Annotated in this window: 17 protein-coding genes; 11 read left to right on the top strand and 6 right to left on the bottom strand. The window is 32.3% G+C overall.

Annotated features, from left to right (window positions below; translation table 11 throughout):
* Positions 1-36 precede the first annotated feature (36 nt).
* Both yaaA and M4I23_RS10615 read left to right on the top strand, forming a co-directional pair.
* Complete coding sequence (gene yaaA / locus M4I23_RS10620) at positions 37-795, top strand: peroxide stress protein YaaA (RefSeq protein ID WP_249754374.1); 759 nt, start codon at positions 37-39, stop codon at positions 793-795.
* 70 nt (positions 796-865) lie between these two features.
* Positions 866-1591, top strand: coding sequence for a hypothetical protein (locus M4I23_RS10615; protein ID WP_249754373.1), 726 nt, complete (start codon positions 866-868; stop codon positions 1589-1591).
* A 3-nt stretch (positions 1592-1594) separates the two neighbouring features.
* Here M4I23_RS10615 and M4I23_RS10610 read toward each other — a convergent pair whose 3' ends face one another.
* Entirely contained in the window at positions 1595-1729 is a 135-nt protein-coding gene (locus M4I23_RS10610) for a 30S ribosomal protein THX (protein WP_158851556.1), read from the bottom strand.
* A gap of 62 nt (positions 1730-1791) precedes the next feature.
* Between M4I23_RS10610 and M4I23_RS10605 the strand changes: the two genes are divergently transcribed.
* Entirely contained in the window at positions 1792-2469 is a 678-nt protein-coding gene (locus M4I23_RS10605; RefSeq protein ID WP_249754372.1) for a uracil-DNA glycosylase family protein, read from the top strand.
* A 48-nt stretch (positions 2470-2517) separates the two neighbouring features.
* The gene (locus M4I23_RS10600) at positions 2518-3111 is read left to right on the top strand and encodes a pseudouridine synthase (RefSeq protein ID WP_249754371.1); all 594 of its coding nucleotides are present in this window, start codon (positions 2518-2520) and stop codon (positions 3109-3111) included.
* A 94-nt stretch (positions 3112-3205) separates the two neighbouring features.
* Here M4I23_RS10600 and M4I23_RS10595 read toward each other — a convergent pair whose 3' ends face one another.
* From M4I23_RS10595 to htpG, 4 genes are all read right to left on the bottom strand, one after another.
* Complete coding sequence (locus M4I23_RS10595; protein WP_158844496.1) at positions 3206-3841, bottom strand: hypothetical protein; 636 nt, start codon at positions 3839-3841, stop codon at positions 3206-3208.
* A gap of 4 nt (positions 3842-3845) precedes the next feature.
* Positions 3846-4340, bottom strand: coding sequence for an RNA polymerase sigma factor (locus M4I23_RS10590; protein WP_158844493.1), 495 nt, complete (start codon positions 4338-4340; stop codon positions 3846-3848).
* 247 nt (positions 4341-4587) lie between these two features.
* A complete protein-coding gene (locus M4I23_RS10585) occupies positions 4588-5055 on the bottom strand; it encodes an FKBP-type peptidyl-prolyl cis-trans isomerase (RefSeq protein WP_158844490.1) in 468 nt (155 codons plus the stop codon).
* A 165-nt stretch (positions 5056-5220) separates the two neighbouring features.
* Positions 5221-7137 (bottom strand): molecular chaperone HtpG, encoded by a 1917-nt coding sequence (gene htpG / locus M4I23_RS10580; protein WP_158844488.1) that lies wholly within the window; start codon positions 7135-7137, stop codon positions 5221-5223.
* A gap of 251 nt (positions 7138-7388) precedes the next feature.
* Between htpG and M4I23_RS10575 the strand changes: the two genes are divergently transcribed.
* From M4I23_RS10575 to M4I23_RS10560, 4 genes are all read left to right on the top strand, one after another.
* Positions 7389-8393 (top strand): 3-oxoacyl-ACP synthase III family protein, encoded by a 1005-nt coding sequence (locus tag M4I23_RS10575; protein WP_158844486.1) that lies wholly within the window; start codon positions 7389-7391, stop codon positions 8391-8393.
* Positions 8394-8841: 448 nt separating this feature from the next.
* Entirely contained in the window at positions 8842-9255 is a 414-nt protein-coding gene (locus M4I23_RS10570; RefSeq protein ID WP_249754370.1) for a hypothetical protein, read from the top strand.
* A gap of 199 nt (positions 9256-9454) precedes the next feature.
* Positions 9455-9907: a GNAT family N-acetyltransferase gene (locus M4I23_RS10565; RefSeq protein WP_249754369.1), complete on the top strand. Its 453-nt coding sequence runs from the start codon at positions 9455-9457 to the stop codon at positions 9905-9907.
* A gap of 575 nt (positions 9908-10482) precedes the next feature.
* Positions 10483-10845, top strand: coding sequence for a CoA-binding protein (locus M4I23_RS10560; RefSeq protein WP_158844480.1), 363 nt, complete (start codon positions 10483-10485; stop codon positions 10843-10845).
* On the opposite strand, the gene M4I23_RS10555 is transcribed toward M4I23_RS10560, so the two are convergent.
* Positions 10842-12308: a sodium:solute symporter gene (locus M4I23_RS10555; protein ID WP_249754368.1), complete on the bottom strand. Its 1467-nt coding sequence runs from the start codon at positions 12306-12308 to the stop codon at positions 10842-10844. The two genes, M4I23_RS10560 and M4I23_RS10555, sit on opposite strands and share 4 nt — an antisense overlap.
* A 124-nt stretch (positions 12309-12432) precedes the next feature.
* Here M4I23_RS10555 and recR point away from each other — a divergent pair, with 124 nt between their 5' ends.
* The 3 genes from recR (at position 12433) to M4I23_RS10540 (ending at position 15566) form a co-directional block, all read left to right on the top strand.
* A complete protein-coding gene (gene recR, locus M4I23_RS10550; protein ID WP_158844476.1) occupies positions 12433-13050 on the top strand; it encodes a recombination mediator RecR in 618 nt (205 codons plus the stop codon).
* Between the two features lie 11 nt (positions 13051-13061).
* Positions 13062-14156, top strand: a complete 1095-nt coding sequence (locus M4I23_RS10545) for a glycosyltransferase family 2 protein (RefSeq protein WP_249754367.1) — start codon at positions 13062-13064, stop codon at positions 14154-14156.
* Positions 14157-14240: 84 nt separating this feature from the next.
* Positions 14241-15566 carry a dihydrolipoamide acetyltransferase family protein gene (locus M4I23_RS10540; RefSeq protein ID WP_249754366.1) on the top strand — a complete coding sequence of 442 codons (1326 nt, stop codon included), beginning with the start codon at positions 14241-14243 and terminating at the stop codon, positions 15564-15566.

Raw genomic sequence — 15566 nt, 5'->3', positions numbered from 1 at the left:
AGAATATCCCCAAAAACAGGGAATAAATATAAAGGAATGAAATTAGTAATATCACCAGCAAAATCGTTAGATCTAGAAACAGAATTACCAACAAAACAATATACGGAAGGTCGGTTTTTAAAACAAGCAGATCGATTAAATAAAGTGCTTAAAAAGAAATCGGCTAAAAATTTATCCGAACTTATGAGTATTTCTCCTAATTTAGGTCAGTTAAATTACGAGCGTAATCAAGATTGGAAATTACCGTTTACTCCAGAAAATGCACGGCCAGCTGTGTATGCTTTTAATGGCGATGTATATCGTGGATTAGATGCTTATAACTTGCCAGCAGAAAAAATGGAAACATTGCAAAATACCGTACGTATACTTTCTGGTTTGTATGGTGTTTTAAAACCATTAGATTTAATACGGCCTTACCGTTTAGAAATGGGAACAAAACTACCTATTGGAACCAATAAAAACCTTTACGAATTTTGGAAAAAAGATATTGTAAAAGCTTTAAATGAAGAGCTCGAAGATGGTGAGTTGTTTTTAAATTTAGCGAGTAATGAGTATTTTAAGGCTGTCGATAAAAAAGCATTAAAAACACCAGTGGTTACTGCTAATTTCAAAGAATTTAAAAATGGTGATTATAAAATTATTTCGTTTTATGCTAAAGAAGCGCGTGGCCTTATGGCGCGTTATGTTATAGATACCAATGCGCAAACCATAGACGATTTAAAAGGGTTTAATTATGGCGGTTATAGTTATAGCGAACCTATGTCTAAAGAGAACGATTTAATTTTTATTCGATAAAACTCATAGCGTTTTGAACTTTGTAAAAATTAGAAACATTAAATTTGAAGATTAAACTTAGAATAAATTAATGTATTACTATTTTATTATTGCTTTTCAGGTATATTGTATCTATCACATGTACAAAAATGGAAACTCCTTTTATTGGGCGCTTCTTATCTTTTTTGTGCCTCTAATTGGCTGTATTATTTATTTGGTTACGCAAGTTTATAACAAGCGTGATGCAGAAAAAATAACAAGTGAAATAACAAATATTATAAATCCAACTAAGAAAATTAGGGATTTAGAGAAGCAGCTCGAGTTCTCAGAATCTTATCAGAATCGAGTGAATTTAGCCGATGCTTATTTAGCCAATAAAGATTATAACAATGCGCTTCCTCTTTACCTAAAAGAACTGAAAGATGGCTATGAAAACGATTTTTACGTAAATACGAAATTGGTTGAAGCTTATTTTTTAGCTAAAGATTATAGTAAAGCTGTTTTTTATGCTGAAAAAATTAAAGATAAATTAGAATACAAGAAGTCCAAAACTCAATTTATTTGCGGCTTGGCACATGAAAAACTAAGTGATTTTGAAGCTGCTGAACACAATTTGAGACAAATAGATATTCGATATTCTTTTTATGAAGAGCGTTTAGTTTTTGCTGAGTTTTTAATAAATAGAAATAAAAAGGAAGAAGCTAGATCTATATTAGAAGCCATAAAAACGGAATCTCAGCACATGACGAAACCTAACCAGAAGTTATATCGTAGAACGGTTGTTCAAGTCGAAAAACTGTTATCGGAATTCGATTAGGAATTATTTGACTTTAACTTTATTAGTGATGTCAATTTTAATTTCAACAGATGGTTTCTTTTTAACACGTGGTCGGCGAGAGCCAAAGGTTCCTCTGTTTATTTTTCCACGTTTTGTTTTTTTATCACCTTTTCCCATATAGATAGATTTTTTTGTTTCAAATTAATATACTAAATTTTAGCTTAAAAATCAAGTAAAACGTGTTTAAACATAGGCATCCATATCAACCTTTTATAAAAGAAGACACTACAAAGTTGATAGTGGGCACGTTACCACCACCGCGGTTTTCAATTGGTGATCTTTTAGAAAAAGATGTGGACTTCTGTTATGGTAGTTATTACAATTCGCTTTGGTTGTTTTTGGATAAAATTCATGATTTAGGTTTGCGTTTCGATAACTCGGAAGAAGCTATTGCAGAACGAAAACAGTTTTTAATTGCGCATAAAATTGGTGTTTGCGATATTGTGGGTAGCTGCGAGAGGGATAAAATAGATGCATCGGATTTGGGTATGAAAAATATAAAACTTCGAGATGTTATTGGATACTTAAAAGAATTTCCGAATATTAATACCCTTTTATTTACTGGCGGAAATAGTAAAAATGGTCCCGAATATTTTTTTAGAAAACACATAAAAGATTACAGTTTAAAGTTAGAATTAGTTTCTAATGAAGTTCCTAGAATTCATAAGTTTGAAATGCCAGTTGAATTGTTGAGAGATGATGCAAAACGTATTATTAAAACAGTGTCCTTAACCTCGTCTTCTGGTTCTGCAAATCGAGCTATTGGAAGCATGGCGTTGTACAAACAGTTAAAGCAAAGTGACCCAAATTTTAATACTTTTGATTTTCGAGTGATGCAGTATCGAGAGTTCTTTTGATGTTAATTAAATTGCTTAGATTTAAAATAGAATAGGTAAAGATTACAAATGACTGAAAATAGTACAGAACATAAACATTATGCCATTTACAAACCTTACGGGTTTTTAAGTCAGTTTTACAGTAACTCTACACAACAGAAGCGTAAAAAATTTTTAGGTGAATTGGATAATTTTCCTGAAGGTATTATGGCTATTGGTCGTTTGGATGAAAAATCGGAAGGTTTGTTGTTACTAACTACCGATGGTAAAATGAGCGACTTTGTAAACAGCCAGAAAGTTGAAAAGGAATATTACGCGCAAGTTGATGGAGATATTACAGAAGAAGCTGTTGATAAATTAAAAACTGGTGTAGAAATTGGTTTTGATGGTAAAAAGTACCAAACAAAGCCTTGCAAAGCTTTTAAATTAGATGGTATTCCTGAGTTACCTAAAGCACAACAAAAAATTAGAGATGATAGGCATGGCCCAACCACTTGGGTATCTATTACTTTAAATGAGGGGAAGTTTAGGCAGGTTAGAAAAATGACTTCGGCCGTTGGATTTCCTACGTTAAGATTGGTACGTGTTCGTGTGGGTACACTAGACTTAAGTGGAATGCAAATTGGTGATGTTATTGAACATAGCCGGTTTTCCTTGCGTTAGGGATTGCAGTGAAAAACCCACAGCAAGACCAATTTTAATTGGGCTTGCGAGGATTTGCAACGTAAAGCCCGACCCTTGGGGAACGCCCAAATGTTTAGACTTCTAGTTTCTTAATTTCGTTGTAATTTCTATTCAGTTGTTTTAATAATAGGCCGTAAATAAGCTTGTAAAATAACCAGATTACTCCAATAAATATACTTGTAAATAAAAGTAGAAATGCTATTATGAGGAGCATTTTTTTATTTCCGAATGTGGTTAAATCATTGGCTATTACCGGATCGTTGTGTAGCGCGTAATAAAAGCCAACCATAAGTGATACGCCTGCCATAACAAGGTTATAAAGCACATAGTATTTTATTACTTTTCGTGTTTTAAGTATGTTTTCCATGAGTTTTTTTGCGCTATCAGTAACCGAAATAGATTTGTACGATTTGTAGAGCAAATAAATAAAGATTAGGATGATGGCGTAACTGAAAAAAGTAATTGCACCAAGTACAAAATCGTTGGTGTAAATGGCTTCTAGCTTTGCTTTATATTCGGTTGAGCAAAAATAGGGTATTGTGTTTACGATAATCCAAAACACGAGTTCGGCTATGCTAATGTAAAATAGGGTCTTCACTATGGAAGACGATTTTTTATGCAACATCGGGTAAATATCATTTACCGTTAGTTTTTTCTGGTCGGGTTTGGTGGTGTTCCAATCCTTTTTTAAGATATCTAATTCATCCATAGGGTTACGGATTTAGTATAGTTTTAAGTTTCGTTTTTATTCTATTCATTTTCACTCTGGCATTCACTTCACTTATTCCTAATGTGGTACTTATTTCTCTATAGTCTTTGTCTTCTAAATACAAGAAAACTAACGCTTTTTCAATGTCGTTAAGCTGGTGTACAGCTTTGTAAAGCACTTTTAATTGTTGTTCTTCGGTATCGTCGTAATCTTCGGCTTTTATTTTAAATGCTACACCTTCAAAATCTTGCGTGTTTATGGTACGTTTAGATTTTCGGTATAAGGTAATAGCCGTATTTAAAGCCACGCGGTACATCCATGTACTAAATTTTGCATCGCCACGAAATTTGGGGTACGCCTTCCATAACTGGATGGTTATTTCCTGAAACAAATCGTTATGGGCATCATAGTTATTGGTGTACAAACGACAAATTTTGTGCACAATATTTTGATGCTTTTCGAGCAATTCTACAAAACTATGTTCTAGTTCTTTATTCAATGTGATGGGTTAGTTATTTTATAAGTAGTTTGAAATTTAAAATTGTTACAAAAAAATTAGAGTATTTATTTAAATTTAACCTCATGGTTAATTATGTGTTTGGTATTTAGTTGTTTGGAGATGTTTTTTTTTATGTTGGAAATATAATAATTTAATATAAAAACGGCTGTCTAAAATATGGTTTTAGCTAAATTAATAGTAAACCATATTTTAGGTAGCCGTTAAATGATTTTTTATATGGTATTGCTTAATTTACCGCTAGAAGCGAAATATCAAAAATTAATACAGAACCGGCAGGAATACCATTGTAATTATAACTTCCATAAGCTAAGTGCGCTGGTATTAAAAGCATACCGCTACCGCCTTCGTTAAAATAGGTAATGCCTTCTGTCCAGCCGGGAATTACTTGGTTTAAATTGAAGGAGATACCGGTTTCGTCGCTCTCATCGAATACAGTACCATTTGTAAAGTAACCTTTGTATGCAACCGTTACATTGTCTGCAGATGTGGGTTGCGTTCCTGTACCTTGTGTGTTTATTACGTAATAAAGGCCAGTGCTACTTTTTTGTGCTGTTAAATTGTTTTCTGCGATATAAGCTAAAATTTCAGCATCGTTTTCTACTGTGTAATCTTTGTAAGTATTGCTTGTGGTATCATCGCTTCCACAGGATGTAAAAAGGATTAATGCAAATACAATTAATAAGGTGTTTTTCATTTTTATTTCTTTTTTAAGCAAATATAGTAGAAATATATTCTGTTTTAGAAGTTAGTTTAAAATCAACTTTAGTACAATATCTTTAAAATAAAAAAACCACTCTGTTTTCACAAAGTGGTTTTGGTTTTTATATTTCCGCGAAAGCGAAAAAGTAAAATAAATTATTTACTTAATCATTTCGTAACTACGTTTAATAAAGTTTGTTAATTCTTCACCTTTTAATAAACCTTGAGAAAGGCGTGCTAAATCTAAACTTTGTATAATTAAACGCTCTTGAGTTTCCTTAACTTCGGTTGCTAAAATATCGTTAACTAAAACAGAATTTGTATTTACAATTAAGTTATACATTTCTGGCATGTTACCAAACATTTGCATACCGCCACCACCGGTAGCTTGCATTTCTTTCATTCTACGCATAAATTCTGGTTGCGTAATTGTGAATGGAGACTCATCGCTATCCATAGATTCTAACTGAACTGTGAATTTTTCTTGAGGAATAACTTCTTTTAATAAAGCGTCTAACGTTTTAGTTTGTTCTTCATCTAATTTAGAAATTGTTGTTTCGTCTTTCTTAATTAAATTATTGATATGGTCGCCATCAACACGAGCAAAAGTGATGTTCTCTTTGCTGCTTTCTAATTTTTGGATTAAATGCGAAACTATTGGAGAATCTAACAATAAAACCTCGTAACCTTTAGATTTGGCCGATTCAATATAGCTGTGTTGTGTATCTTTGTTAGATGCATAAAGCACTACTAATTTACCGTCTTTATCGGTTTGGTTATCTTTTATTTTATTGAATAACTCCTCGTAAGTATAGTGAACGCCATCTACAGTTGGGTATAAAGCAAAAGCATCTGCTTTTTCGAAGAATTTCTCTTCAGATAACATTCCGTATTCAATAACGATTTTAATATCGGCCCATTTCGCTTCGAAATCTTCACGATTAGAATTGAAAAGAGATTTTAATTTATCGGCAACTTTTCTTGTAATGTAAGATGAAATCTTTTTTACAGCACCATCGGCTTGTAAGTAAGAACGTGATACATTTAAAGGAATATCTGGAGAATCGATAACACCACGTAACATGGTTAAAAATTCTGGAACAATACCTTCTACATTATCGGTAACATAAACTTGGTTTTGATACAGCTGAATTTTATCCTTCTGCATTTGCATACTATCGCTCGACATTTTAGGGAAGTATAAAATTCCTGTTAAGTTAAACGGATAATCTACATTTAAGTGAATGTTGAATAAAGGCTCCTCAAATTGCGCTGGATACAACTCATGGTAAAAGTTTTTATAATCAACCTCTTCTAAATCTGCTGGTTGTTTTGTCCAAGCTGGAGTTGGGTTGTTTATAATATTATCAACTGTAATTTTTTTGTGTGGCTCAGTAGTTTCTTTACCATCTTTATCAGTTGTAGTTGCTGGTGTAAAATCTGGATCGTTTACTTCTTTTGTTCCAAATTTAATTGGCACAGGCATAAACTTGTTATACTTAGAAAGTAATTCGCTAATTCTATTTTCCTCTAAAAACTCAGTAGAATCTTCAGCAATATGAAGAATAATTTCTGTCCCTCTGGTTGTCTTGTCCGATGCTTCTAAAGTAAACTCAGGAGATCCGTCGCAAGTCCAATGTGCAGCTGGTTCTTCTTCTCTATGCGATTTAGTGATAATTTCAACTTTTTCTGCAACCATAAAGGCAGAGTAAAAACCTAAACCAAAATGTCCGATAATTCCAGAATCTTTAGCAGAGTCTTTATATTTATCTAAAAACTCTTCAGCTCCAGAAAAAGCCACTTGGTTAATATATTTTTCAACTTCTTCGGCACTCATACCTAAACCTTGATCGGTAATGTAAAGTTTTTTACCTTCTTTATCTATTCTAACCTCTATTTGTGGATTACCGTATTCAGCTTTAGATTCTCCAATACTTGTTAAATGTTTTAATTTTAACGTTGCATCGGTACCGTTACTAATAAGCTCACGTAAAAATATTTCGTGATCGCTGTATAAGAATTTTTTAATAAGCGGAAAGATATTCTCTACCGATACATTAATACTTCCTTTTGTCATGATATTAATTATTTTTTTATTTCCGCCTAAGCGAAAACTGATTAATTTAATTTTAACTTACTTCGATATAATAGTCAACAAAAATGCCAATTGAATAAATATGACAAAGTGACACGCTTTAAAGAATATTATACAATTCGTAATTTCAATCTGTCAAACTCGTCTGCTTTTAAATTATTGAAAAAAAATATTTTGGAAATTTGAGGAATTAGCAGACTTATTGTACTTTGCCTATCTAATCTAGAGATAGTATGTACAACTCAAAAATAATTGGTTTAGGGAAATACCTACCAGAAAACGTGGTAACTAACGACGATTTGTCAAAAATAATGGACACCAACGATGCTTGGATCCAGGAACGAACCGGTATAGAAGAACGCCGTTGGATAAAAGAAGGTACCGATGATAGCTCTGCAGTTATGGGAGCAAAAGCAGCTAGAATTGCTATAGAGCGTTCTGGGTTAACCAAAGACGATATCGATTTTATTGTGTTTGCCACGCTAAGTCCAGATTATTATTTTCCAGGCTGTGGTGTGCAAATTCAAGATATGCTCGATATGGGAACCATTGGAGCGCTCGATGTGCGAAACCAATGTTCAGGCTTTGTTTACGCCATTTCAGTGGCCGATCAATTCATAAAAACCGGCATGTATAAAAACATATTGGTAATTGGATCCGAATACCATAGTAACGGACTAGATAAAACCACGCGAGGCCGTAATGTAAGCGTTATTTTTGGCGATGGAGCGGGAGCATGTGTGCTATCTCGTGAAGAAGATAACAGTAAAGGTATTCTATCCACACATTTACATAGTCAAGGTCAATATGCCGATAAACTTATAGTAGAATCGCCAAGTATAGGGCATTGGGTTCCCGAATTGAAAGAAGCTGGAGACGATGATATATCGTATTTTCCATACATGGATGGGCAATTTGTTTTCAAAAACGCCGTGGTACGTTTTAGTGAAGTTATCATGGAAGGTTTGGCTAAAAACAATATGCAGAAAGAAGATATCGATATGTTAATTCCGCATCAAGCTAATTTAAGAATATCTCAATTTATACAGCGAAAATTTGGATTAAACGACGATCAAGTATTTAGTAACATCCAAAAATATGGAAACACAACAGCAGCATCTATTATAATTGCCTTAACCGAAGCTTGGGAAGAAGGTAAAATTAAAGAGGGCGATAATGTTGTTTTAGCAGCCTTTGGTAGTGGATTTACCTGGGGAAGTGTTATTATAAAATGGTAAAAAGTTTTTAGTTATAAAAATATGGGCGTTTCCCTTCGGGTCAGGCTTTACATTACAAGTCCTCGTGCCCCGATTTCATCAGGGGCACTGTGGGCTTTTCATTGCAATCCTTAACGCGGGAGTTTGCTGAGGTGAATTAAATATTATCTTCTTTTTTAATTTTTTGTTCTCATAATTTAGTTTCTGGATTTGTTGTAGACAAAAATAATTCACCAATTGAGTTTACTAATATTTTTATTCAGAATAAAGAATAAAACCTTTGGGCCAACAGCTTTAATATAAGCCTTATTGGGTTTAAGTATTGAACTAAAATCAGGTATATATATAAGATTAAGTTATAGTTTTTGTTTACTTCCTAAAATATTTACGAGTTTTCTATTTCGTTTTTATTTACTAAATTACGGTCTTAAATACGTAACATACCATATACATTAAACCAACTTAAATTTTGATTGAAGAAAAAGATTTTTTATTAAGAGAAATTCAAAGGTTAGCACTTCTTTTAAAAGGGCTTATATCTAAAGTTGAAGACTTAGATCTGGAGAATATTAATGTTGGAGTTAATGAAATTGGTGAGATTTTAAAAACAGAATTTGGTTTATCATTAAACGAAATTTCTAGAGTATCGAATGATGATATGCTGAAAATAATGCAGAATCTAGATGAAACTCATTTTGAAAAATTAATTGAACTCATTTTTAAATCAATTAAAAAGATTAGAAATAGTAATGAAATTATTGATATTGATGAATCTGAATTGATTAAAAAAAATCTATTTATGATTAATCTGTTGGATGAAAATTCTACAACTTTTTCATTAGAAAGAATGAACATGAAAAGCGTTTTACAACAATATTTGTAATTGATATTGGGTTTGTATTTAACTGCTCAATTACTTTTAATTTCCTTGCTAAAAACAGCTTAAGTATTGCCGTAATTTGGATTTACTTATAAATATTTTGTTTGTTATCTCCCTGTTCTTCTTCCTCAACTTCATGTATTAACACGCAATATGTTATAGATTCTGCATATCAACAATAAGATAAAAACTCAATTCAATAATGAACTTTAGAAAAGCAACAGAAAATGATATTTCTATAATCGTGGAAATGATGGCAGATGATATACTCGGGAAAAAAAGAGAAAATTTCCAAAACCCATTGCCTAATGCTTATTTAAAAGCGTTTGAAAAAATAGATTCTGATGTAAATCAAGAACTCATTGTTGTTGAAAATGATGATTTTGAAATCATTGGAACGCTTCAATTAACATTTATTCAATATTTGAGCTATTGTGGTGGAGTTAGAGCACAAATAGAAAATGTATTTATAAAAAAAGACCAAAGAGGACTCGGGATTGGAAAGACAGTTTTTGAATGGGCAATAAAAAGAGCAAAAGAAAAAAAAGCGCATTTAGTACAATTAACCTCTGATAAAAAAAGACCTCGGGCAATTAAATTTTACGAAAACCTTGGTTTTAAAGCTACTCACGAAGGGATGAAATTACATTTTTAATAAATAAAAGAGGTTGCTTGTTTGTTAGGTTTTAGTTTTTTTGTGAAGTTCTTGCAAAAAATCTCTTTTTATTTTATAGATAAGAGTTTGCGAAAAACGAAAAACCCAAAACATTAAAGTTTTGGGTTTTTCTAGCTATTAATCAACTTTCACTAACACATAAGTGAAGAATCTTAAAAGCTTAGACGTAGAAAAGGTAATTATATTGCAAAAATATTTAAACTTTAACAAGTTTTAACATTTTGATTATCAATAAATAAAGCTCAGGCGTAAGCCTGAGCTTTAAAATAATAACCATCAAATTATATACGTTTTTTGTAATGTTGAAGACGACTAACTCTAAATAATTATACCACGTATTTGTTTGGTTATCTGTACTATAACGAATTTTGTTTGGTTTTATTTTATAGATTTATATTTTTTTTCGAATAAAGCAGCTTTGTTTTTGTCCGTTTTAAAAAAACTGAATTATTTTTATAGAAATTTTTGTTTAAAATGGTACAACTTTTTATGTTTTATTTCGAGTAAGGAAACTTTAAAAATTGCGTCTAAAACAGTCTAAAATAACTAAAAAAATGAGTAAAAAAACTTTGGTAATCGGTGCGTCTTTAAAGCCTGATCGCTATTCAAACATAGCTATTAAAAAATTAGTAGCTCATAAACACGAAGTAGTGACTATTGGTTTAAGAAAAGGAATTGTTGCAGGCGTAAACATTGATACGGAATTAGTGCTATATAAATCTATTGATACAGTTACGTTGTATTTAAACCCTAGCCGCCAAAAAGCCTATTTTGATTATATTCTTTCCTTAAAACCTGAACGTGTTATTTTTAATCCTGGTACAGAAAACCCTGAGTTTTACACTATTTTAAAAGAAAACAATATTACTTTCGAAGTTGCTTGTACTTTAGTATTATTATCTACAAAACAGTATTAAGCATTGCTTTTTTTCGATATAAGGTATAGGCCAATAAAAGTTAGCATGCCGTTTATAATTAAAAGTTCATAGCCAATAACGTAACCGCCAAGATTTTCGGCAGGAATGTTTCCTATAATAAAAGATAGGGTTAATGCAACCGCGGCAACTACCCAAACTAATTTATCTTTAATAGTTCGCTTGGTGAAAATTCCAAAGGCAAATAACCCTAATAGTGGTCCATAGGTATATCCTGCTACTTTTAGTAAATTATCAATAACATTACTGTCTAGTACATATTTAAAAATTACGATTACAATAATTAGTAAAATACTCATTAATATATGTACGCGTTTTCTTAATCCTTTTTTAGTGCTTTCTTCTCGGTTTTCAATTCCTAAAAAATCCACGCAAAATGATGTGGTTAAGGATGTTAGGGCAGAATCGGCACTGCTGTAAGCAGCCGCAATTAAACCTAGTAAAAAGAAAATAGCTAGGGAGATGCTCAATCCTCCATTAAGTGCAATTTCAGGAAAAAGTAAATCTGTTTTTGGTTTTCCGTCTAGCATTGGGATGGCAATGTTATGTTTTTCAGCATAAATAAATAGTAGAGCACCAAGTAATAAGAACACAAAATTAACAAAAATTAAAACAGATGCAAAGGATAGCATGTTCTTTTGCGCATCTTTTAAGGTTTTACAACTTAGGTTTTTTTGCATCATATCTTGGTCTAAACCTGTCATGCAAATTGCAATAAACATACCGCCTAAAAACGATTTCACAAAATAATTTTTAGCTAAAATAGAATCGGTAAACATAATTTTGTTGTACTTCGTTAACTCTTCCGAAGCAAGAAAATCTTTAAAACTCCAATTCAGTTCATCGGTAATTAAATATACAGCAACCACTAAGGCTGTAAGCATAAATAGGGTTTGTAGAGTGTCGGTCCAAATAATGGTTTTTATGCCGCCTTTAAAAGTGTAGAGCCAAATAAGCAAGATGGAAATACTTACAGTAACTACAAACGGAATTCCGTAAGCATCGAAAACAAATTTTTGTAAAACAATGGCGATTAAATATAATCTGAAGGCGGCTCCTAAAACTCGTGAGATAAAGAAGAAAAAAGCACCTGTTTTGTAACTTACTGTACCAAATCTACTTTCTAAATATTGGTAAATAGATATTACATTTAGTTTATAATAAATAGGCATGAGTACAAAGGCAATAACCAAATAGCCAACCAAATAACCGAAAACTACTTGCATATAGCTAAACTGCGATCCAGCAACCCAACCAGGAACGGAAATAAAAGTAACACCAGAAAGCGATGCGCCAATCATGCCAAAGGCTACTAAATACCAAGGAGCCGATTTGTTGGCTTTAAAAAAGGCGTCGTTGCTGTCTTCTTTACCTGTGAAGTAAGATATTAAAATTAATAGACCAAAATAAGCGGCTATTAGTAAAAGTATTTTTGTAGCTGTCATTAAAAATTAAATTTCAAGTTTCAAAATACGAATATTAAACTTCAATAAACAAGTGCAAAAGATGATATTTAAATGTGTGGACTAAAATTAGCGAAATTCCTCGTGAAATAGTAAATTCGCAGCCATGGAATTTTCTTCGAAATTATTAGAACGTGCTGTAAATGAGATGTCTCAATTGCCGGGTATAGGTAAGCGTACCGCTTTGCGTCTAGTTTTACATATGTTAAGGCAACCAAAAGAGCAAACAATTGGTTTGGCAGAAGCTTTAAAAACCATGAGAACTGAGGTGAAGTTTTGTAAATCTTGCAATAATATTAGCGACGTAGCGTTGTGTGAGATATGTTCTAATCCAGGACGGAATCAATCATTAATTTGTGTTGTTGAAGATGTTAGGGATGTTATGGCAATTGAAAACACAAGTTCGTATAAAGGTTTGTACCATGTGTTGGGTGGGAAAATTTCTCCAATGGATGGTATTGGTCCTCACGATTTAAATATAGAATCTTTGGTTAATAAAGTAAAAGAAGGCAAAGCTAAAGAACTAATTTTTGCATTAAGCTCTACGATGGAAGGTGATACCACGAATTTTTATATATATAAACAAATTCAAGATTACGATGTGTTTACATCAACAATTGCACGAGGGATTTCCGTTGGCGACGAACTAGAATATGCCGATGAAATAACACTTGGGCGAAGTATTGTTAATAGAATTCCTTTTGAATCCTCTCTAAAATTGTAATTTTTTATTATTTGAAACTCTCAATTGTCATTTTAAATTATAACGTGCGCTACTTTTTAGAATTAGCTTTAAGGAGTGCTCAAGCAGCAATTTCTGATATAGACGCGGAAATTATTGTGGTCGATAATAACTCTAGTGATGATAGTTGCCAAATGGTGAAAAGGTTGTTTCCAGAGGTGAAGCTTATTGAGAATAAAGAGAATTTTGGTTTTTCAAAGGGAAACAATATAGGAATAGCTACTGCTAAAGGAGAGTATATTTGTGTTTTAAATCCAGACACCGTAGTTGCGGAAGATACTTTTACGAAGCTTTTAGATTTTTCGGATAAAAAGGAAAAATTAGGCATTGTTGGTTGTAGGTTAATGAATGGCAGTGGTTTGTTTTTACCAGAAAGCAAACGAAATATTCCAACGGTAAAAGTGGCGTTAAAAAAAATACTCGGTAATCCAGATAAATACTATGCTAATCATTTGCATGAAGAAAGTCAGGATGAAGTTGGTATTTTGGTAGGTGCTTTTATGTTAATTAAAAAAAATGTTTTTGATACTGTAGGCGGGTTTGATGAAGATTATTTCATGTATGGAGAAGATATAGACTTATCATATAAAATCTTAAATTCTGGATATAAAAATTACTATTACGGAGGAACTTCAATTATTCATTTTAAAGGGGAAAGCACGCTGAAAGATCGTAATTATGCGCTTCGTTTTTATGGAGCGATGCAAATTTTTTACGAGAAACATTTTAAACAAAATTTAATTTTCGATTTGGTTGTTTGGTTAGGGATTAAGTTGGCTTTTGTTTTTAGACGAATTCGTAAAAATGAAATTAAAATTATTTCGGAATATATTTTTATTTCGAATGAAGTTAATAGTAAGTTAGAAGCAAAACTTTCTGAAAAGCTAAATTTGAAAACACAGCTAACTTCGGTTAAAACAAATGCTGAAGTTATTTTTGATGCCAATGTTTTAAGTTACAAAGATATTATTGAGCATATAAAAAATACGGATAAAGAGTTAACTTATAAAATATTACCAAACCAATCTAATTTTATCATTGGTAGTAATGATGGATTAAGTCAAGGTAAAGTGATAGTTTTTCAATAGTATTATGTGATTTGTGTAAGGAAATCCCTGATTTTTCATTAATTTTGCAGTCTAAAATTAAAAAACAAGTATTTTATTATTAATATGGCAAAGTTTGAACTAAAGTTACCTAAAATGGGAGAAAGCGTTGCTGAGGCAACAATTACCTCTTGGTTAAAAGAAGTTGGAGATACTATTGAATTGGACGAGGCAGTTCTTGAAATTGCTACCGATAAGGTAGATAGCGAAGTCCCGAGTGAATTTGATGGTGTTTTGGTAGAAAAGTTTTTTAATGTTGATGATGTTGTTCAGGTTGGTGAGGTTTTAGCAATAATTGAAACGGATGGTGATGTTGAAAGCGCTAGAGAAACTGTTGCTAAGGAAGTAGTGGATACAGAGGAGCATGTCGCTGAGCAAATTGAACAAACTATAAATATAGCTAAAGAAACTGTAGCTCCAATAGTTTCAAACGAAACGCGTTTTTATTCGCCTTTAGTTAAAAATATAGCTAAAGCAGAAGGAGTATCGCAAGCAGATTTAGACGCTATTGTTGGTACCGGTAAAGATGATCGCGTAACCAAAACAGATATTTTAAATTATTTAGAGAATAAAGGTAAAGGTGCTATACCGGTTGTAAATAACGCAAAAGCTGAAATGCCAATAGCGGTAAAATCACAACCTGTAAAACCATCACAAGCAGCTAAACCAGTTATTTCTAATGGCGAGGATGATATTATTGAAATGACCAGAATGGGCAAGTTAGTTGCGCATCATATGGTAGAATCAACTCAAACTGCAGCACACGTTCAAAGTTTTATTGAAACCGATGTTACTAATGTTTGGAATTGGAGAAAGAAAGTTAAAGCAGGCTTTATGAAACGTGAAGGTGAAAACTTAACGTTTACACCTATTTTTATGGAAGCTATAGCGAAAGCACTTCGTGATTATCCAATGATGAATATTTCTTTACAAGGAGACACTATTGTAAAAAAGAAAAATATAAACCTTGGTATGGCAGCAGCCTTACCAGATGGGAATTTAATTGTGCCCGTTATTAAAAATGCCGATCAGCTTAATTTAGTTGGTATGACAAAACAGGTAAATGATTTAGCTAACAGAGCACGATTAAATCAACTTAAACCTGATGATGTTCAAGGCGGAACTTATACAGTAACTAATGTAGGAACCTTTGGTAGTATTATGGGTACACCTATAATTAACCAGCCACAAGTTGGGATTCTGGCTTTAGGAGCTATTAGGAAAGTGCCTGCAGTTATTGAAACACCTGAAGGTGATTTTATTGGTATTCGTTACAAAATGTTTTTATCTCACTCTTACGATCATCGCGTTGTTAATGGCGCTTTAGGCGGAATGTTTGTAAAAGCGGTTAGCGATTATCTTGAAGCTTGGGATATTAATAGAGAGATATAG

Source organism: Algibacter sp. L4_22 (genome assembly GCF_023473045.1).
In the GTDB taxonomy this organism is placed as follows: Bacteria; Bacteroidota; Bacteroidia; order Flavobacteriales; family Flavobacteriaceae; genus Algibacter.
The sequence above is the reverse complement of the archived record's forward strand: the minus strand, read 5'-3'. Positions and strand labels throughout refer to the sequence as shown.